At 64.3% G+C, this 20237-nt stretch carries 16 protein-coding genes and 1 pseudogene; 10 read left to right on the forward strand and 7 right to left on the reverse strand.

Translation table 11 applies throughout. The annotated features are described in order from the left end of the window. Nucleotides 1–265: 265 nt before the first annotated feature. Nucleotides 266–1147 (forward strand): response regulator transcription factor, encoded by an 882-nt coding sequence (locus MRBLAR12_RS00390; protein WP_364742535.1) that lies wholly within the window; start codon nt 266–268, stop codon nt 1145–1147. Nucleotides 1148–1298: 151 nt separating this feature from the next. Here MRBLAR12_RS00390 and MRBLAR12_RS00395 read toward each other — a convergent pair whose 3' ends face one another. The 6 genes from MRBLAR12_RS00395 to MRBLAR12_RS00420 all read right to left on the reverse strand — a co-directional run bounded on the left by MRBLAR12_RS00395 (nt 1299) and on the right by MRBLAR12_RS00420 (nt 9485). Next, nucleotides 1299–2474 carry a glutamate--cysteine ligase gene (locus MRBLAR12_RS00395; RefSeq protein WP_364742538.1) on the reverse strand — a complete coding sequence of 392 codons (1176 nt, stop codon included), beginning with the start codon at nt 2472–2474 and terminating at the stop codon, nt 1299–1301. A gap of 878 nt (nt 2475–3352) precedes the next feature. Further along, nucleotides 3353–4684 (reverse strand): wax ester/triacylglycerol synthase domain-containing protein, encoded by a 1332-nt coding sequence (locus tag MRBLAR12_RS00400; RefSeq protein WP_364742541.1) that lies wholly within the window; start codon nt 4682–4684, stop codon nt 3353–3355. Between the two features lie 929 nt (nt 4685–5613). Next, nucleotides 5614–6600: an Lrp/AsnC family transcriptional regulator gene (locus MRBLAR12_RS00405; protein WP_229992302.1), complete on the reverse strand. Its 987-nt coding sequence runs from the start codon at nt 6598–6600 to the stop codon at nt 5614–5616. 100 nt (nt 6601–6700) lie between these two features. Beyond that, a complete protein-coding gene (locus tag MRBLAR12_RS00410; RefSeq protein ID WP_364742544.1) occupies nt 6701–7948 on the reverse strand; it encodes an amidohydrolase in 1248 nt (415 codons plus the stop codon). Between the two features lie 14 nt (nt 7949–7962). Next, nucleotides 7963–8724 carry a hypothetical protein gene (locus MRBLAR12_RS00415; RefSeq protein ID WP_364742547.1) on the reverse strand — a complete coding sequence of 254 codons (762 nt, stop codon included), beginning with the start codon at nt 8722–8724 and terminating at the stop codon, nt 7963–7965. A gap of 23 nt (nt 8725–8747) precedes the next feature. Continuing rightward, on the reverse strand, nt 8748–9485 hold the full coding sequence (locus MRBLAR12_RS00420) for a DUF5058 family protein (protein ID WP_364742550.1): 738 nt from the start codon (nt 9483–9485) through the stop codon (nt 8748–8750). Nucleotides 9486–10081: 596 nt separating this feature from the next. Here MRBLAR12_RS00420 and MRBLAR12_RS00425 point away from each other — a divergent pair. After that, nucleotides 10082–10171, forward strand: a pseudogene (locus tag MRBLAR12_RS00425) (PDDEXK nuclease domain-containing protein); the annotation flags it as partial. A gap of 105 nt (nt 10172–10276) precedes the next feature. Here MRBLAR12_RS00425 and MRBLAR12_RS00430 read toward each other — a convergent pair. Then, a complete protein-coding gene (locus tag MRBLAR12_RS00430; RefSeq protein ID WP_364742553.1) occupies nt 10277–11170 on the reverse strand; it encodes a LysR family transcriptional regulator in 894 nt (297 codons plus the stop codon). Nucleotides 11171–11406: 236 nt separating this feature from the next. Here MRBLAR12_RS00430 and MRBLAR12_RS00435 point away from each other — a divergent pair, with 236 nt between their 5' ends. The 8 genes from MRBLAR12_RS00435 to MRBLAR12_RS00470 all read left to right on the forward strand — a co-directional run bounded on the left by MRBLAR12_RS00435 (nt 11407) and on the right by MRBLAR12_RS00470 (nt 19511). Then, nucleotides 11407–12831: an NAD-dependent succinate-semialdehyde dehydrogenase gene (locus MRBLAR12_RS00435; RefSeq protein ID WP_364742555.1), complete on the forward strand. Its 1425-nt coding sequence runs from the start codon at nt 11407–11409 to the stop codon at nt 12829–12831. Next, nucleotides 12828–13226, forward strand: a complete 399-nt coding sequence (gene pcaC, locus MRBLAR12_RS00440) for a 4-carboxymuconolactone decarboxylase (RefSeq protein ID WP_229992308.1) — start codon at nt 12828–12830, stop codon at nt 13224–13226. Before MRBLAR12_RS00435 ends, pcaC begins: the two co-directional genes overlap by 4 nt. After that, nucleotides 13223–14128, forward strand: coding sequence for an NAD(P)-dependent oxidoreductase (locus tag MRBLAR12_RS00445; protein ID WP_364742559.1), 906 nt, complete (start codon nt 13223–13225; stop codon nt 14126–14128). Before pcaC ends, MRBLAR12_RS00445 begins: the two co-directional genes overlap by 4 nt. Next, nucleotides 14121–14495 carry a hypothetical protein gene (locus tag MRBLAR12_RS00450; RefSeq protein WP_229992310.1) on the forward strand — a complete coding sequence of 125 codons (375 nt, stop codon included), beginning with the start codon at nt 14121–14123 and terminating at the stop codon, nt 14493–14495. Before MRBLAR12_RS00445 ends, MRBLAR12_RS00450 begins: the two co-directional genes overlap by 8 nt. Before the next feature lie 3 nt (nt 14496–14498). Further along, the gene (locus tag MRBLAR12_RS00455; RefSeq protein WP_364742562.1) at nt 14499–15377 is read left to right on the forward strand and encodes an alpha/beta fold hydrolase; all 879 of its coding nucleotides are present in this window, start codon (nt 14499–14501) and stop codon (nt 15375–15377) included. 173 nt (nt 15378–15550) lie between these two features. Beyond that, a complete protein-coding gene (locus tag MRBLAR12_RS00460) occupies nt 15551–16930 on the forward strand; it encodes an MFS transporter (RefSeq protein ID WP_364742565.1) in 1380 nt (459 codons plus the stop codon). Nucleotides 16931–17098: 168 nt separating this feature from the next. Then, nucleotides 17099–18136, forward strand: a complete 1038-nt coding sequence (locus MRBLAR12_RS00465) for a zinc-binding dehydrogenase (protein WP_414645453.1) — start codon at nt 17099–17101, stop codon at nt 18134–18136. Between the two features lie 16 nt (nt 18137–18152). Then, on the forward strand, nt 18153–19511 hold the full coding sequence (locus MRBLAR12_RS00470) for an MFS transporter (RefSeq protein ID WP_364742568.1): 1359 nt from the start codon (nt 18153–18155) through the stop codon (nt 19509–19511). The last annotated feature ends 726 nt before the right edge of the window (nt 19512–20237 follow it).

Genomic DNA, 20237 nt, shown 5'->3' on the forward strand with positions numbered 1-20237 from the left:
GCGTCCAAGAGCGCCCGACGCCGCCTGAGCGTGTTCTGGGCCATGCTTCGCGACGGGCCTTTAGCGGCGGCCTGAGGTTGCGACACCGGTTGTCTGCGGGACACCTTCAGAGATGCCACGGATGCATCCCCGCGGGCTCTTGTTGGGTGGACACTATCGGTTTACTCTGGGGTCTGTCGGGCAGCGTGCGCATGAATGCGCGCTGGATGGGGACCGGATGGCATCATCCAGCACGCCTTCGGTGCCTTAAATGCGAAGGAACTTCATGGCGATGATGGCTGAACCGAAAATCCACCCGCAGCACTCTTTGGCCGGCCGGGGCGTATATCTGCTGGACGACCACGAGGTCGTGAGACGGGGCCTGCGCCATCTGCTGGAGTCCGATGGTCTCAGCATCGCCGGAGAATCAGGGTCCGCGCACCGAGCATTCCGGCGAATCCCTGCCCTCCGCCCGGAGTTGGTCATCCTTGACGATGACCTCCCCGACGGTTCCGGTGCCGACGTGTGCAGGGCCATCGCCGCGGCGGACCCGACCATCCGGTGCCTGCTGATGACCGGAGATGCCGACGAAGCCTTGCTGATCAACTCCATTCTGGCCGGCGCGTGGGGGTGCCTGTCCAAACAGGATGGCAGCAGCGAACAGCTCAGGCTCATCCGCCGCGCCCTGGCCGGGCACACCGCATACAGCGGCCGGTTCCAGACCCCGCTCGTCGGGCCCGCAACCCAGTCCCTGGATAGGAGACTCCTGACCCTCACGAGACAGGAAATGAATACCGCCATCCGACTGGGGAGAGGGCTGACCAACCGCCAGATCAGCCAGGAGATGTCGCTGGCGGAAAAGACCGTGAAGAATCTGACCTCAACCGTTCTGAGGAAACTCGGCATGGCGAGCAGGACTCAGGCCGCCGTGTTCATCACCAGGGCGCTGAATTCTTCTGAAGACCCTGCCGACGGCGGATACCGGTTTAGCCCCTCCCCGGCTCTGATCGCGGAGGTCACGGCAGCGCTGCTGACCTGCACAAGCGAGTCCTACACTGTGCCACCCACAGACGAAGTGCGGGCAAGGGACGTCCGGCGGCTTACCGACGCACTCACCGCGACCCGGACCGACCGGATGGGACCCCACCTGCTGCCGGGCCGGACTTAAGAACCCCGGATCCCGGGAACGGCGTTCCCGGCTCAGTAAAGCTGGTGAGCCCGCCATCTCCCCGGGGAGAGCCCAGGGTGGTGCATGCTCGCAGGGCCCGCACCCAATAGGGCGTCCACCGAACGCTGTCGTGGCTGTACTGTCGGGTCAGTCAGCTAGTTTGCAGGCGCCGGGACCGGCGATGCGGGGCCGGGGCGGTCCCGTGGGTGTGTCCGACGGCCTCGAGCACCACGGCGGGCAGGCTCTGGGTGCTCATCATGATCTCGCGCTGTCGGCGCGCACCTGTGCCGGAGGACAGGATCCGGGCCACTTCCGCGGTCACTTGCTCCTCGTCCCCGCTGTCGGCCAGGGCTGGCCGGATATGGGAGAGGAGGACCTGGACCGCTTCTCCGGCCGGGCACGGAATGTTCAACAGGGGGTGCAGGAGGGTGTCGTCGACTCCTGATTGGCTTGCCTTCCACGCCGCCAGGCGCAGTTGACCGGCGGACAGGCGGGGCGCAGAAATCCCGGCGCGCCATTCCTGGGCGGCCCGTTCAACGAGTCCCCGCACCATCGCGGCAATCGCGGCCGCATGTGAGGCCTCCATGCACACGTCGGCAATGCGCACCTCCACCGTCGGATGGTTCCGGGAGAGGCGCGCGTCGAAGTACACCATGCCTTCGTCGAGGAGTACGCCCGTTGTCAGCAGGGATTGCACGTACCGGAGGTATTCCCGTTCTGATCCGAACCTTTCGCAGGGCCCGGCGGTCGGCCAGCGGGTCCAAGCCTGGTAGCGGAAGCTTGCGTATCCGGTGTCGGCACCCTGCCAGAAAGGGGAGTTCGCGCTGAGCGCCAGCAGCACGGGCAACCAGACGCGGATTCGGTCCAGGACTGCCACCCCTTCCTCACCGTCGGTGATACGGACATGAATATGGAAGCCGCAGGTGAGTTGCTCCCGGAGCGTCAAACCGAACCGTGTTGCCATGCTCAGGAAACGGGGCTGCGGTACGAGGGTAGGAGTGGCCGGGACGGGACTGGTGGCCACGGCGACCGCTCGTGCGCCCACCGAACGGGCCGCCTCATCGGCAAGCCGCCGGCCCTCTCGGACGCCCGCAATCACTTCCTGCAGCGTGGAACAGACAGGGCCAACGGCCTCAAGCTGCTCTTGCTGGACTTCCAAAGCCAAGAATGGGCCGCCACTGGTTTCAGGGCGCTGCGGGGCCTTGGCCAAGCACGCTTCCGCGGCGGGTACGGGCTGGCCCGTCGTGGCATCGACGAGCAGGAATTCCTCCTCGACGCCGAACGTCCTTTGAACCCCGCCGCCAGAACGGTTGGGTGATCTCGTCATTGAAGAATTCAAGGCAGCTCCTAACCGGAAGGCCTCCAGCCCTGCCACTGCAGGGCGGCTGCCAATGAAGCTATACAACCCCCCAACGAGCCATGATCACCGGCCCGCTCGCGCTGCTGATTCCCCCAGAATATCCCCGACAACAGCCTGCCGGAAGGAAAAGCCTATAAGACGGTCATCCAGACACACGTGCCCCATCGCCCACACCTTCCGGGGAACGGGACGCGTAGCGCGGGCGGGGCAGTGATGCGGGATTGCCGGAGGGGCGTCCCTCCGCACCGGCCGCGGGTCCTGACAGAGGACACGAACAGACTGAAAACCGCCACCCCGGGTCGTATGCGTGGATCTTGGGAAGAGCTGGGCAGAGCCTGCTTACAGGGCTCGCACCCGTTCGGGCGTCCGCTGGCGCGGCCGGCTGTTGGGTCCAGTGCTGTCCGTCGCAGGGCTCCGGCCATCCCTGGCCCTTTATGTCTACGACGTTTTTTGGTTGCTGTCCTTATGGTGTTGACGGGTGGTTCCGTGGCCGTTGTAGGGTCGTGCTGCCCGGGGGAGGGGCGGGTATGAATTTGTTGCTGTGGCCGGAAGACTCGTGTCGTGAGGGCTCCGTAGGATTGGCCGCCCGCCGCCCCGCGATGACCCGACCGCTGATTGAGAGACGCGACATGATCGCCGGATAAGGACACGACGGCGCGGTTATCTGCTGGGCCCTAACCCATCCGACAGACTGGAGGCTGTTTTGGCGAAATTGTGGGCCGGTATCGACGCCGGCAAAGCCCACCACCACTGCGTCGTGATCGACGCCGACGGAAACCGTCTGCTCTCGCAGAATGGATCGACCTGAATCGAATTGATTGAGGGCGGAATTCTCGGGTCGAAGTTCATGGAGGTCCAGTCACCGTCAGAGCGTGGAGGGCCCTGGCAAGTTCCTCATGCAGTCTTGTCAGGTCCGGGCATGTCTCGGGGTCGGCGATTGTGGTGATGGTCAGCACGCCGGCGTAGGAGAGGACTGCAAACGCAACCGTTACGTTACCGCTGATCGCTCCGACCGGAATGATCCCGGTTACCGGCCTGCCCGCGATCACCAAGGCATGTTCGGGCCCCCGCAGATTCGTGACGAAGGTATGGACAAGGTGTTGGTGGTCTATGAAGAATCGGTAGGCGCCAAGGCGGGCGAGGGTCCGAGATATGGGGCCGATGAGTGCAGCGGAGGCTCCGGGAGGCTGCTGCTTGGCAATCCTCATTGTTGCGGCAAGTGCCGCCAGCTGTGTCTTGGCCGGACCGACCGCGGGAACGCGTACAGGGATTATTCCGCTACGGTTGCCCAGGTAGGTGACTGATGTGTGGCGGCGTGCCGAGAATAATACGGAGATCACGAACTCTTCGACATATTCGCCCCGTCCCAGCATCAGGCGGTGCAGGGCGGTCGAGACGGCGGCGAGGATGAGATTGTTGACTGTCGCTCCCTGCAGGTGTGCGGCGGTTTTGACTTCTTCCACCTCGCAGTGGAGGACGGCAAGCGTCCGTTGCGGACCCGTCGGGCGGTTGAGTGAAGTGCGGGCAGCCCTGGTCTTGCCCATCGGCCGCAGCTCGGAGGCTCCGGCGGCTGCGGTCCGCAGTGCGGCCGGCAGTCGGGCCAGTGCGTTGAATCGGCTCCTTGCAGCGTCAATGGCCAGGTGCAGCGCCGAGCCTGGGATCTCTGGCTCCCGGCGGCCACCCCACCCGTCTTCTTCCGTGGCTGCCAGGGCCTCCAGGACGGCGAGGCCTCCAATTCCATCGGTGAGGACATGATGAAAAATGAAAACAAGCGCTGTGCGGTCCTGGCTTACGCCGGTAATGAGCTTGGCTGACCAGAGCGGACGGTCTTGGGACAACGGGGTGACGAGCATTTCGGCTGCAATGTTGAGCACGGCTTCCTCGCCGCCGGGCGCCGGACAGGCGATCACGACGAGATGATGTGCCGGATCAAAGCCGGAATCATCTGTCCAAATGGGACGCCCGCAACCGAAGGGGACAGTGACCAGTCGTTGACGCAGCCGGGGAACAGCGCCGATCCGAAGCGCCAGTGTATCCAGAAGGGAAACCGGGTCTTCGCCGGCTTCCGTGCTGAGCATGAGAATGGCCCCCACTTGCATTGGTGCTGAGCCGATGTCCGCGTCCAGAGACATCATGTCCTCGGCGCTCACCCGGTCGACATGTGGTCTTGGTGTCATTTTCGGTCTCCTGGACACGGGTCTCGGGGTTCCCTGTACTCCTTGGAGCGCAGAAAACAGAGGGGCGCGCCGACACCTGACATACCGCAACGACGACCCATATTCCTTGCCGCTGTGAAGGACGTGTGCATGCCCGTCAGGAGCCTGCCCGACCAAGGCGCCGGCCGGGTCTGAGCAGGGTGGAGGCGGCGCTCATCATCAGAGGCAAGGCCAAGACAGGCTGGCAGGCGGGGCACCTGCCCTTGCAACCTACAATTTGCGGAGCAGGCATAGCCTGCAACCCCACCTGGTCGTCATGACCTCACTGTTGGGTCTATGGGGCTTAGGCGCTAGGGCAGAACGTCCCCACTTGCTAGCAGTCTGCAGCCACCAGCGTTGCTGACGGATGCAGGTTCCGCGCAGCCGGCTTCTCCAAGTTTTGGCTCGCGCGCGCTCCGGATCTCCGTCCACCTCGGTTGCAGACAACCATGAGCTTGGCGCGTGGTGAACGTTCTCCTGGGGCTTACGGCTTGGGAGATTGCAGCCACCGTGCCAGCTCGCGGGCGGCCCCCTGTTTTCAGAGGTGTGGACCGGCCGACGATCCGCATTTGCCCGTTCAGGACAAGGCCGGCCACTACCTCCCAGGGCGGGGTGATCGGTCCGATGAACCACCGCAGATGACCTCAAAGTTTTCCCTGTGCTTTAACTTCAGCCGTGACCAGCTCCGGATAGTACGCGCCGTCGAGCCCCCCAAAAACGGCCCCAGATAGTCTCTTACCCCATGCGTTTCCGGGGATTTTGGAACGCCGATAACGGATCTTATGAAGTGATCCGATTCCACCGACCAAGCTCCGTGGAAGGTTAAGGTCACCGGCCCGGTGGGGTCGAATTTTTGGGCGGCTGCCGGTGAAATGTGCAAGCCGCGAGCATCGAGTTCGTCACGGGAATGCCTACGGCTTCTCCGGTACCCCGTCCCGGTACATCACGGTGCTGCGTTTGAAGATCTCCGCGTAAATGGAGGACCGGACAGCGGTCACTTCTTCCATCCCGCGGAGATCGTCGAGCAGCACGCGCAGGTCATCCAGGGTGGCCACAGCCACCTGCGCCAGCACATCCTCGCCGGATGCCGCGGCCCACCGGGTCACCGGCAGGCCGGCCAGATGCTTTCCCGGCCCGCCCGACGCCGCGCCGGAACGGGTCATGGTGACCAGCGCTTCCACGGGGAACCCCAGCGCCGCCGGGTCCACCACCGCCCTGATGAACAGCGCACCGGAACTGGTCATTGCTTCCAGCCTGCGGCTGACTGTTGCCTTGGACACCGACAATTCGGATGCCAGTTCTTCCGCGGTGGCGCGTCCGTTGCGGTGGAGCAGTTCAGCGAGCGACCGACCCGTTTCATCGAGTGACGCCACCGGGTGCCCGCTGCGGATCCCCGCCAGCTGGCCGTCCTCGTCGCGATGCAGCGCCGCATACTGCTCATTGTCCAGAATCGCCGGAGTCCAGCCGCTGGGGGTCCGGAAATACTCCAGCAACGGCGTCATGGTGAAGGATTCCACACCCGCCACTTCCGCAAGGCGGCGGTAGAGCAGCCCGCCAAGTTCATCGGCGGAAATGAACATCTCAGCCACAGCCTCGTTCGCGCCGGACAGCGCACTGACCCACGACGACTCGTCCTGCGCAGCCAGCCACGAGCAGACCTGGCGAAGCTCCCGGGGGGCGGCCGTCACGCGCAGCAGGAAAGCGGAGCGCGAGCTGACCGATGCCGGGTTAATGAAGGAATTGGTGCGCACCACACCGGATTCCAGCAGCTTGTTGCCGCGACGCGCCACAGTGCGTTCCTGCTGTCCCAAAACGTCAGCGATCAGGCGCCAAGAGGCGCGGCCGTTGCGCACCAGCGCAGCCACGATCTGCCGGTCGAGCCCATCAAGCTCCTCCACGTCCCGGCTCCTGTCCTGTTACTGCGAAGGCTACGACACCGAAAGGCGGCGCCCACGGAAGGGGAACGGGGCGGCGGGCTCGCCGCCGCCCCCGCGCATTTCAGTTCCGGCCCAGATAGGCTAGCACCCCGGAGAGCGCGGCACTTGTTCCGCCAACGACGGCGGCGCGGGCGTCCGGTGCGAAGAACGGTGAGTGGTTGCCGGCCGGTGCGTCGCCGTCGTCGAAAAGCTCCGGGTCGAAAGCGCCAAAGGCCCAGAAAACGCCCGGAACACCGATGGCGTCGCTGAGCCACCCTGCATCCTCCGACCCCATGCCCAGCGGCGCATCGATCAGCGCGTCGGCTCCGAAGTCCGCCGTGAACGCCTCGATCACCCGGTCCGCCGACGCAGGATCGTTGTAGCAGCGCGGAAAGCTGTTGAGTTCGGTGATGGTGGGCTCCGCCGCTGCCGAGGCAGCCGCTTCGGCCGAAATGATCCGCCGGATCGCAGCGAGGACCGTTGCCCGGGTGTCCTCATCCGGTGTCCGGACGTTGAGGGAGAACTCGGCGGATTCCGGGATGATGTTTTCCTTCAGGCCGGCGTGGAATGTCCCCACGGTGACAACGGCGGGTGTCGAGGGCGCCAGTTCGCGGGAGACGATGGTCTGCAGGCGCAGCACCATTGCGGAGGCGGCGACGATCGGGTCGATGGACCTTTCCGGTTGGGAGCCGTGGGCCTGCTGGCCGTGCACGGTGATCTTCCACGAATCGGCGAGGCTCGCCATGTGGCCGCCCCGGATAAGCAGCTTTCCCTCGCTGATGGGCATGACGTGCTGGGCAAGCACCACTTCCGGTTTGGGAGCGCGGTCCCACAGGCTGTCGTCGATCATGGCCTTGGCGCCGTAGGCGGTCTCTTCGCCGGGCTGGAAGATGAGTACCAGCGTTCCGCCCCAGAGGCGGCTGCGTTCTTTGAGCAGCGCAGCCAAGGCCAGGGCGGACGCGATGTGGGTGTCATGGCCGCAGCCGTGCATCACGGGAGCAATGCTTCCGTCAGGCAACTGGCCGTTGGCGTGGCTGGAGTAGTCCAGGCCGGTTTGTTCTGCGATGGGCAGGCCATCGGTGTCGGCGCGGAAGCCGATGACCGGGCCGTCACCGTTCCGCAGGATGCCCACAACCCCGGTCACGCCGCAGCGGAAGGATTCAATGCCTAGCCCGGCGAGGTGGCGCTCGATGTATTCGGCGGTCTGGAATTCCTGGGCGGAGAGCTCAGGGTGAGCATGCAGGTGCTTGTAGACGCCGACATAGTCCTCTATGAACGACTCAGGAACTTCGACGGCAGGGGTCAGGCGTACGCCTGTGATGATGGTCATTGCTGGCTTCCCTATCAGTGGGTGGGTTCGGAAATGCGGGTGGCCTGGCTGGTTTCGGTCGACTCAGCCGCCGGGACCTGCGGATCCTTGGACCGCGCAAACCAGGAGGCAGCGATGGTGATGATGACGGCAAGCGCCGTGGCAAAGTACGTCAGTCCCGGTGCCAGTGGCACAACAGCGAAAACGATGACGGCGGCAACGATGACCGCCGCGATGGTGGTCCGGCGGCTTTTCATGGCCATGACGCTCTGCAGCACCACGGCCCCGAAAATCGCGGGCAGGATGTAGCTGCGGGCAGTGGCGATCAGCGGCGCGGGGAGCATTCCCACGAGCCAGGTGCCCAATACGCCGACGAAGAGGATGAGGGTGGTGATATGGACCAGCACCGCCCCGATAATGGCGCTGCCGGCGATGAGTTCGGCGCGGCGGGTGCCCGGTTTTTCCCCGAGGTTGGCTTGGGCCACGATGGCCGCCGGCAGCAGTTTATTGGCGATGTTGCCGATCAGGAACGCCTGGTACATGGCCGAACGCCCCAGAATGGGGAAGTAGGACACCGGCTCGATCACGGCGATGATGCCGAAGGTGGCCAAGACGGCACCGACGGCGGTGACCAGTTCCAGCGGCGTCACTCCCATCCCGGTGCCGAAGGCGGCATACAGCGCGGCAGCGAGGGAAAACAGCAGTCCGAGCCCCAGCGTGATGGGGCCCCAGATGTTTGTGGTGCGGTCGAACGCCGAAAACTGTGCAGTTGTGTCTGTGGAAGTCGAGGTGGACATCAGAAGGGCTCCTGTCGGTTGTTTCAGGCTGCTGCGGTCATGAGAAACGCGCCGGTGAGGGCCACGATGATGGACACTCCCAGCCCCCATTCGCGCAGCCACGGAAGCCGGAGCTTGTGCGCCAGCAGCAGGCAGGCGCCCATCGCCGCCGCGGAGGCGAGCATCGTGACAAGGTGGACGGGCGACTTGAGCACCTCCTGGAAAGCAAGGGTGAAGAAGGCGCCCAGCAGCGCCGCCGTCGGCACGATGGCCATCACTGCAGGGTTCACCCTGCGGAGCTTGGCGTCGCCTTTGCTCAGAATGGGGGTCAGGATCAGCGCGGTCAGCATCCAGGCGAGGCCGCCGATGGTCATGGCAGCGAAGGCGATCGCAAAGATCTTCTGCGTGTACGTGGGGCCTCCCAGTTGTGCGCCCTGCGTGCCCGCTGAAATGCCGGCTGCCGCGACGTCGAAGGCCGCCGATCCAACCAGGCCGATCCGCGTGAGCACTGCGGGCGTTCCGAACAGCGGGAGCAGCGAGATGGCGATGAGCGCCACGGCAAGGGATGGACCGACGGCGGCGGCCGCGCCGGAGCGGACCGAACTGGTGACCTGTGCCGGCGTCAGCTCCGCTGCGGGAGCCGCCTTCCTGATGGCCTTGAAGTATATGGCCGACTGGAGGATGACGACGGCGAAAACGCCCACCGCGGAGGCCCACAGGACGGGGTGGTGGATCAAAGCGGTGATATCTGTGGAACCGGGATCGACAGCGGCGACAACCACGTTTTTCTCCTCTGGAAACTAAGGGAACACTCCTTTGTGCGAGTGTCTATAAATTGAGCTACATGAACTGCTGGTGCCGCTTTATTTCATTTTTACAGCACCGAACGTCCATAAGTACACAGTTTCTATGTTTCAGGCAGATCACCAGAGTGAAGCAGCGACGTAAATTCGGCGGTAGCGGGGCAGAGCCCAGGACGGCGCCTCATGCGAGCTAGGCTCAGCCCCGCGGGAAATGCCGAAGAACCGGAACGAGGCCACGGCGAATACCGCGACGAACGAAAGTCAGGCAGCCGATCGCCGCCGCGGGCTGGGAGGGCACCACGAAGTCAGGGGAAATCCTTGGCGGTCCGCTCCCAGTTCTCCTGCGCTCCAGCAGGCACTTCAGAAATGACTTGAATCCGCATGGAACAGCGTCTTTCCCCAGGACATGTCTCGTTTACCTCGTCAAGACTTGGATGCCCAGCAGCGGCAAATCCAGGGATAACACTTGAGCGGGGCGTTTGTGCAGACAGTGTCTGCACAAACTGGCCCGGTTCTGGCGGGGGAGTCGTGCCGGGCATCAACCGCCGGATGGGTCGTTAGTGCGGTCAACGGGCTATGTGGTTATCGAGCTCAAGACGGGCAAGTTTCAGCCCGAGTACGCCGGCAAGCTCAACTTCTACGTCGCCCTTGTCGATGACGTGCTCCTTGCCCGGGCCGGGGACGTTTGCCTGAGCACAAGCCGGCCCCCGCTGTTGCTCGCAACACAGCGGGGGCCTTCTGCCGTGGCGCAAACCACGTGTGCCGGTCCTCTACGCGGCCACGGTGATGTCCGTGTCGGCAGGGCTAAGGTGATCCTTAAGTTCGGCGATGAAGGCCTTGAGATTGGCCGAGCGGCAGTCCCGGCGCCACATGAGCCACGTCTCAGCGCTGCCGAGCCGGCCGGGCATTTCGTGCGCCTGGACCCTGGTTGCGCCCGGCAGCGTTTCGAGGAGGGATTCGGGGATCATGCTGATGCCGGCGCCCGCCGCGACGCAGGCGAGCATGCTGTAGTAAGACGAGATTTCAACGATCCGCCCGGGCACGATACCTTCTGATTCGAGCCAGTCCTCGAACCGCTGCCGGTAGGAACAGACACGGCCAAAAACAAAGGCTGTCGGATGGGAAGCCCTGAAATCATCGTTGATCTCGGTCACGGACTGGGGTGTAATGATGCGCAGGTTCTCGCTGAAGGCCTTGATTCCCGTCAGGGCAGGTACAGCCGGCTTGCCGTCGGAAAAGGCCGCCGTGAGTTGGCCGTTGAGCAGCCGGTCAAAGAGGTGGCCGGAGGAATTGGCGTCCAGTTCCAGTTCCACGGCAGGGTAGTGGAGGTGGAAGGCGGCGAGGATGGGCGGGATGCGCACCGCTGCGGTGCTCTCCAGGGCTCCCAGCCGGAAGCGGCCGCGCGGTGTGCCCTGGGTGGAGAACGCCTTGGCATCATTGACCAGGTCAATGATCCTTTGCGCATGGTCCAGGAAGAGCTCGCCATCGGCCGAGAGGGAGCTTTGCCGCTTGTCGCGCACGAGGAGCTTAACGCCCAATTCCCGCTCCAGCTGCTGAATACGGGTCGACACGTTCGAGGGAGCACGAAGCAACTTGGTGGCCGCCTTGGTGATGCTGCCCGTCTCCGCGACGGCGATAAAGATTTCCAGCTGCGAGATCTCCATGGTCCTCTGTTCTCCAAAAGCGAAGTGATGTAACCAAAACATCACGCTTACAGAAGAATGACAGCCCTCCGGTTCCTTTTCAACCGATGCAGGGCGACAGGGGAGTGGGCAAGCTAAATACCGGCTAATCGTTCTCTTTCCGAGAAGTGAAACTTCGGAAACTTCATATTTATCAAAGTGTCCCGTGCTTCTAGAGTCGTTGTTAGCCCCATCACACGAACTTGAAGGAACACATCATGGGCACTATCGAAGTTGCCGTCGCGAAGTCGACGAACCCGGCCACCGGCGAAGACGTCGCGATCTACCCGTATCTGGATGAGCAGGCCGTCTCGGACGTCGTCCGGTCCGCCGCGGAGGGTTTCGCCAGCTGGCGGGACACGTCTCCGGCACGGCGCGCGGAGGTCTTCCGCCGGCTGGCGGAACTGCTGCGCCGCGACACCGCGAAGCTTGCCGGCGTGATTACCGCCGAGATGGGCAAGCCGGTCACCCAGGCCCAGGCCGAAGTCATCAAGTGCGCGAACATGCTCGACTGGTACGCCGAGAACGGCCCGGCCATGCTCGAGGACACCGCGACGACGATCGGTCCGGAAGCCTACGTCTCCTACCTGCCCACCGGCACAGTGTTGGCGATCATGCCGTGGAACTTCCCTGTCTGGCAGGTCTTCCGGGGCGCCGCGCCGATCATTCTGGGCGGCAACGGCTACCTCCTCAAGCCCGCCTCGAACGTTGTGGGCTGCGGACTGGCCCTGGAGGCACTGTGGGAGGAAGCGGGTCTTCCGAAAGGCACCTTTGCCGTCGTGAACTGCGACCGCCATCAGGTGCCGGCCATCATCCATACCCCGGCAATCACTGGCGTGGCCGTAACCGGCGGCACCGCGGCCGGGCAGAGCGTGGCCGCGGAGGCCGGGCGGGCCCTGAAGAAGGTCATCCTGGAACTCGGGGGATCGGACCCGTTCATCGTCCTTGCCGACGCCGACCTGGACAAGGCGGTGGACGCTGCGGCGACCGGGCGCATGGTGAATGCCGGACAGGTGTGCATCTCGGCGAAGCGGATCATTGTCGAACGCGCCGTCTACGCCGAGTTCACCGCGAAACTGGCCCGCCGCGTTGCAAGCTTCAAGGTCGGGGACCCCGCAGATCCGGAAACCTTCGTTGGCCCGATGGCCAAGGAGGATGCCCTGCGTGATGTCGATGACCAGGTCAAACGCTCCGTCGCGGAGGGGGCCGAGCTCCTTACCGGCGGCCATCGGCTGCCCGGTCCCGGTTCGTTCTACGCCCCCACCGTCCTTGCCGGTGTTACCGAGTCCATGACCGCCTTCAAGGAAGAGATCTTCGGCCCGGTCGCGACGGTCATCGCCGCCGAGAACGCCGAGGATGCCCTGGCCAAGGCCAACAACTCCGAATTCGGCCTCAGCGCCGCCATCTGGACCGGCGACAACGCCAAAGCCCGGGCCATGGCCCGCAGGATCGACGCCGGCGGCGTCTTCATCAACGGCCTCTCCGTCTCGGACCCCCGGATCCCCATCGGCGGTGTGAAGAAGAGCGGCTTTGGACGGGAGCTGTCCTACCTCGGCGTCCACGAATTCACCAACATCCAGGCGGTCTGGGACCAGACACCACTCAACGCCGCCGAAGAGGCAGCAAAAGGAGTAACCCAATGAGCACCACCACCATCAACCAGGAACTGTTCGACAAAGGCCTCGCCACCCGCCGGGAAGTCCTCGGCGACGCGTACGTCCAGCGCAGCCTGGACAGCGCCGACGAGTTCTCCATGCCCATGCAGGAACTCGTCACCCAATACTGCTGGGGCGATGTCTGGAACCGGCCCGGCCTGGAACGCGCCCAGCGCAGCCTGATCAACCTGGCCATGATCAGCGCCCTGAACCGGCCCCACGAGCTGAAGGTCCACGTCCGCGGCGCCATCCGCAACGGCGTGACCAAGGAACAAATCAAAGAGGTCTTCCTCCAGGTCGCCATTTACTGCGGCGCCCCCGCCGCACTGGAAAGCTTCCGCCTGGCCCGCGAGGTCTTCAAGGAAATGGAGGCCGAGGCATGAGCGCCATCGGCTTCATCGGACTCGGGAACATGGGCTTCCCCATGGCCTCACGTCTTGCCGACGCCGGCCACCGGCTGATCGTCAACGACCGTGATGAGGGCGCCGTCCAGCGCTTTCAGGACGAACACCCGGACGCCAGGACCGCCGCCGACGAGGGCGCCTGGCAGGAAGCCGATGTCATCATCACGATGCTTCCCAACTCCGACATCGTCGAAGGGGTGCTGACCGACGGCGGAGTCGCCACGGCCGCGTCCCTGAACACCCTGTTCATCGACATGTCATCCTCCGAACCTATCCGCTCCCGGAACCTGGGCCAGCGGCTGGAACGGCAAGGGATGCGGTATCTGGACGCCCCTGTCTCCGGCGGAGTCCGCGGTGCCCAGAACGGGCAGCTCGCCATTATGGTCGGCGGCAACTGGCACGACCTGGACCAGGCCAAGGACATCTTCGACGTCCTGGGCAAATCCGTCATACACGTCGGCAAGGCCGGCACCGGGCACGCGGCCAAGGCACTGAACAACCTCGTCTCGGCCGCGTCGGTCGCCGCGACCGTCGAGGCGATCCGCGTGGGTGAGCGCTTCGGCATCGATCCGGCGACGATGACCGAGGTCCTGAACGCGTCCTCCGGACGGAGCAACACCTCCGAAAACAAGGTCCGGCAGTTCATGCTCAGCGGAACGTTCGGATCCGGTTTCCCGATCGGACTGATGACCAAAGACATCAAGATCGCCACGGCCCTGGCAGATTCCCTGGGCGTCGATGCCCCGTTCAGCCACGACTGCGAAAACATCTGGCAGTCCGCCCTCGATGCCGGCCACGGCGCCGAGGACCACACGAGGATGTACGAATACCTCGCCACCACCACTCCGGCTTTCAACGATGAAAGGCAAATCCATGCATGACTTCGCACAGGTGCTGCAGAGCGCCACCAAGGACTTCGAGTTCAACCGCGAAATGCGCTACTACACCGGCAAACTCCATGTCGCCATCGGCGACAAGGCCTGGCTGGCCTCCTACGACGACGGCAAGCTTGTCACGGTCGAGCCATCCGGCACCGACCCCAAGGACGCCGCGATCTGGATCAAAGGCACTGATGAGCAGTGGAAGGACATGACCGCCGAATACCCGCGCCCGTTCTTCCAGTCCCTGCAGAGCTCCTCCGCCAAGCACGGAGTCCTGCTCAGCAACACCCACCAGCTCTATGCCTACCTGCCGGCCCTGAACCGGCTCATGCAAATCTTCCGCCAGCTCAACGTCGAAGGAGCGTAAGTCATGGCAAAGTTTGAACCTATCAAGGGCGGTTACGTCTACCTCACCGTCGAGGACGTCGAATACCGGGTCTACTACGAAGAGGCCGGGCAAGGCATCCCGCTCCTCGTCGGGCACACCGCCGGCTCCGACGGGCGCCAGTACCGGCACCTGCTCAACGACGCCGAGGTCACGTCCCGCTACCGGGTCATCGCCTTCGACCTGCCCTTCCACGGCAAGTCCCTTCCCCCGCACGGGGAGAAGTGGTGGACCCAGGAATACAACATGACCAAATCCCGGATGATGGCCTTCCCCAACGCCCTCTCCGAAGCCCTCGAGCTGGACCGTCCCGTCTATTTGGGCAGCTCCATGGGCGGGCACCTCGCCATCGATTTGGCCTCCAACTTCAACGACCGCTACCGTTCCACGATCTCCGTGGAAGGGGCCCTGCGCTCCGCGGCCGAGTACGTGGAAGTCGGCATGGACGGCATCCGCCGCGAGTTCGACAACCCCAACGTCTCACGCAACTCCATCGGGGCGGCCATGCTCCTGAACATCTCGCCGTACTCCCCGGAGGAGAACGTCCGCGAGATCCAGTGGGAGTACCAGTCCGGCGGCCCCGGCGTCTTCGCCGGCGACCTGTATTACTACTACTACGACCACAACGTCTCCCCGGAAGAGGCAGCCGCCATCGACACGAGCAAGTGCATGCTGTACCTGCTCACGGGCGAATACGACCCCAACACCTCCCCGGCCGAAACCAAGGAAGTCGCGAACCTGGTCAAGGGCTCCAAGTTCTGGGAAATGCCCAAACTCGGCCACTTCCCGGTCACCGAGAACTACCCCGAATTCCGCAAGTTCCTCCTGCCGATCCTCGCCGAGATCGAAGCCAAGTCCCGCTAAGGACCTACCGCCGGCGGGCCGGACACCCCGGCCCGCCGCACCCGGCGCCCGCATCACCGGCGCGCATCACATCCTGACAGGCACCGCTGCCGCCACGTCCCCAGGCAGTCACGCCCAAAAACCGCTTGCACACCCCAACCTCAGCCCCCTGAACCCACCAATGGAGGTGGATCATGTCCACAAACAGCAACACGGCCTGGCGGCCGGCGCACGTCACCAACCGGCAGATCAAATTCGCGACCATCCTTTGCTTCCTGGCCTGGGCGTTCGCGGTCTACGACTTCATCCTCTTCGGCACGCTGCTGCCCGAACTCGGGAGAGAACTCGGCCTGAACGAAGCCGAACAGGCCACCATGGTCACCTGGATGTCCGTCGGCGCCGTCGGCATGGGCCTCATCGCAGGGCCCGTCGTCGACAAATTCGGCCGCAAGGCCGGACTCGCCTTCACCACCGCTGGAGCAGGCATCGCCTCGGCGTTGACCGCACTCGGCGGAATCGTCCCGGTCGCCGTCCTCGTGGCCATCCGGTCCCTCAGCGGCCTGGGCTTGTCCGAACAAGGCGTGAACGGCGCCTACCTCAGCGAGCTCTACGGCGCGTCCGATGACCCCCGGATCAAGAAGCGCCAAGGCTTCATCTACTCCCTCGTCCAGGGCGGCTGGCCGATCGGCGCCATCCTCGCCGCCGCGCTGACCGCTGTCCTGCTTCCCGTGATCGGATGGGCCGGATGCTTCGTCTTCGCAGCCATCCCGTCCCTGATTGTCGCGGCACTGGCCCGCAAACTGCGAGAATCACCGCAGTTCGAATCCATCCAGAAAATCCGGAAACTCCAAAAGACAGGCCGCCATGCCGACGCGGAAGACCTCTCCGCCGCCCTCGGAATCGAAGAGCACGAAACCCGCAGCACCCTCGCGGACGTCTTCCGCGGCCGGAGCCTGCGCACCACCCTGGCCCTGGGGCTGGGCCACATCCTGAACTACTTTCCCGTCCAGGTCTTCAGCGTGCTCGGCACAACCGTCCTGGTCAGCGTCCACAACGTGTCCTTCACCAACTCCCTCGCCATTCTCCTGATGTCCAACGTGATCGCCTACCTCGGCTACCTCACGCACGGGTTCTTCGGCGACAAGTTCGGGCGCCGCAACGTCATCGCCTTCGGCTGGATCACCGGCGGCATCGTCTTCACCGCCATGATCTTCGGTCCCAGCGACTTCTGGACCGTCGTCGCGCTTTACAGCCTCGGAACGTTCTTCCTCATCGGACCGTACTCCTGCGTGCTCTTCTTCGTCGGGGAAAGCTACGACACCCGCATCCGCGGCCGCGGCGCAACCTTTGTTGCAGCAGTCGGCCCCATCGGCGCGATCCTCTCCAGTGCACTGGCGGCCACCCTGCTCTCCGGCGGCGGCAACTGGGCGACCGCCGCATTCCTCTTCGGAGCGATCCCGTGCGTCCTCTCCGGCGTCGCGGTCCTCTTCTCCCGCAAGCACCAGCACGTCGCCGACCCCGTGCACATCCCGGCCGTCGCCGGGGGAGCCCCGGCCGACGAGTCAGCCCACTAACAACCCTCGACCAGGCAGTTGCGGGGCGCCGACGAGCCGCTGGCAACTGCCTTCGACGAAAGAGACCCTAGATGTCTGAACCCGCCTACGGCCGCGTGGCCGTCATGACCAGCCCCCGGGGAACTCGACTACGCCGAGTATCCCCTGCCTGCCCCGGGACCCGGGGCGATCCTGATGAAAGTGACCCGGGCCAACGTCTGCGGCTCCGAGCTGCACATCTGGAACGGCAAGCACCCCGTGAAGAAGAGCGGAGGCCTCGGCCACGAAATGGTCGGAACCGTCGCCGCCATCGGGGACGGCCGCCCCACCGACAACGCCGGCCAGCCGCTCAACCCGGGAGACCGCATCGTCGCCACCTACTTCCAGACCTGCGATCGCTGCGCCCGGTGCCTGGGCGGGCAGCCGAACCTCTGCGACAACGCCTACGAGTTCTTCGGCAAGCAGCCGGAGGAAGCCCCCCACTTCCACGCCGCCTTCGGCACCCACTACTACATCCACCCACGCCAGCACGTCTACAAAGTCCCGGACGAAATCCCCGACTCCGTGGCCGCCAGCGCCAACTGTGCCCTCTCCCAGGTCACCTTCGGCATTGACCAGATCGGCCTGCAGTACGGGGAAACCCTGCTCATCCAAGGCGCCGGAGGGTTGGGGCTGAACGCGGCCGCGGTCGCCAAGGAACGCGGCGCAACCGTCATCGTCATCGACCCTTCCGAGCCGCGCCTGGCCCAGGCGCAGCGCTTCGGAGCGGACCACACGATCAACATGGCCGAAATCCCGGACCTTGAGGAAAGGATCACCGCCATCCAGCGGCTCACCGGAGGCCAGGGCCCCGACGTCGCAATTGAACTGACGGGCGTCCCCGACGCCTTTGCCGAAGGACTGCGGCAGATCCGCCGAGGAGGACGCTACCTGGTCATGGGCAACCTTTCTCCTGGCCGGACCGTGCCGTTCGACCCCGGCTATGTCACTCGCAAAGCGCTCACCATCAAGCACGTGGACCGCTACGAAGGCCGCTACCTCTACAAGTCCCTGGCCTTCCTCGCGGAGCACCGGGACAAGTACCCCTTCGATGCCATGATCGACGCGACGTTCACTCTGGACGACGTTGAAGAGGCCCTGGAAAAGTCCCTGGCCCGCGAAGTCACCCGAGCCGCGATCCTTATGGACGACACAGCTGAGCCCCGCCCCGAGCTCTCCACGCCATAGTGAATGGAATATCACCATGACAACAACACACCGCGCCTTGACCCCTAACCAGGTCCGCCGCAAGAGCCTGATCTCCGGCACCGTCGGAGCGATCATCGAATGGTACGAATACACTGTCTACGGAACCGCCGCAGCCCTCGTCTTCGGCACCCTGTTCTTCCCCTCGAGCGAACCCGGCGTATCCCAAATCGCCGCCCTTGCCAGCTTCGGCGTCGGCTTCCTCGCCCGCCCCGTCGGCGCCTTCGTCTCCGGCCACCTCGGTGACCGGATCGGCCGCAAATCCACCCTGATCCTGACCTTCCTCATCATGAGCATCTCCACGGCCGCCATCGGCCTGCTGCCCACATACCAGAGCGTCGGGTTCTGGGCTCCGGTCCTGTTGTGCATCCTCCGCCTCTCCCAGGGGTTCGCCGTCGGCGGCGAATGGGGAGGAGCGGCGATCATCGCCGTCGAGAACGCGCCGAAGGGACGACGCGGATTCTTCGGATCCTGGCCGCAAATCGGTGTCTCCTGCGGCTTGCTCCTTGGCACCGGGGCTGTCGCCATTGCCCAAGCCATCTCGGGGGACCAGTTCATCGTCTGGGGCTGGCGTCTGCCCTTCCTCCTCAGCGTGCTGCTCGCCGCCGTCGGGCTTTACATCAGGCTAAACGCCAGTGAAAGCCCTGCCTTTCTCGCCGCCAAAGCCGAGGCCGAGCGGAAACAGGAAAAGCAAAAGGCTCCGATTCCCGTGGTTTTCAAGGAGCACCGCAGGGCTCTGGTCATTGCCCTGTTCTCGCGCTTCGCGGAAGCCGGGAACTACTACCTCTTCACCGTCTTCCTGCTCTCCTATGTGGCCACAACGTTGAAGCTCCCGGCATCCTACGGCCTGGTGGCCGTCATGATCGGATCGGCACTGAACATCGCCATGATTCCGGTCTTCGGCGCCATCTCTGACCGCATCGGCCGCAAGAACACCTTCTTCTTCGGCGCAGCCGTCATCATCGTCAGCGCCTGGCCGATCTTCGCCATGATCCAGACCGGAAACCCGTTCACGATCATCGGCGGCGTCGCGATCTTCCTCACCCTGGGCCACGCAGCGGTCTACTCCGTGCTGCCGGCCTTCTACTGCGAACTGTTCCCCACGGAAGTCCGGTACACCGGTATCTCGGTCGGCTACCAGACCGCAGCCATCCTTCTGGCCGGGTTCACTCCGGTGATCGCCAGCGCCCTTGTCCTCTGGTCCGGCGGCACCTGGCCGCTGGTCGTGATCATCGTCGTGACCACCCTCATCGCCGTGACGGCAGTCGCTGCAGCCAAGGAATCCAAGGACCTTGACCTCGATACCATCGGCAAACCAACTCCGCGGCGCACCGCGGCGCACAGCGGAGTGAAATGAGAAGCCATTGAGCATACTGACCACACTTGCAACCGGCGCCGCAACCATCGTCAGGAAGGCACGCGAAGCATACTCGGAGTTCGCACGGGAGTACGTGGATCTGCTCACCGCGGGACAGTCATTCCGACCATCAGAAGGTCCGATTGTCCGGCAATCCTAGATTGCGCTGACGCAGTCTGGTCAGATGGCCACGCTTGAGGAAGCCGGGACTCCTTACTCAACAGGGGTCCCGGCTTTCTGCCCTGAGGGACCGGCGTATGCAGGTCTGAACCTTGTCGCGGGCCGACGCGTAGCTGTCATTTGCACGCGAACGCTGGGTTCATGATGGCGCCATGTGGGATGAGCCTTGTGAGGGGCAAGGTCGCGCCCACTCCGTCCGAGACGTTTGCCGCGGATGTGGGGTCCATCATTACCGTCCACACCCGTGTCCACGTGATGCCGTTGCTCATCGGTGATGCTCTCGTTGCCTATTCTGCTGACACGAGTTCATGCACCCTGGAAGTCTGTGTGACATGACTTTCCGGCGGGTTTCTACGTCCCTTTTCTAGCGCGTCATGGCCGGGCCGGGGCTCGCCCGGTGAGGGAGTGCCCCCCCGGGGACTCAGGTGTTGTTCACAACGGAAAAGGTCCGCAAGGTCTAGTGCTCCAGGGCGACGCCTTGGTGGGGGACAAGGAGACTGAGGCCAAGTGCGCGAAGGTCTTCGCGAAAAAACCCGTTCCCACGGT

The sequence above is a fragment of the Arthrobacter sp. LAR12-1-1.1 genome (genome assembly GCF_040676555.1).
Taxonomy (GTDB): domain Bacteria; phylum Actinomycetota; class Actinomycetes; order Actinomycetales; family Micrococcaceae; genus Arthrobacter.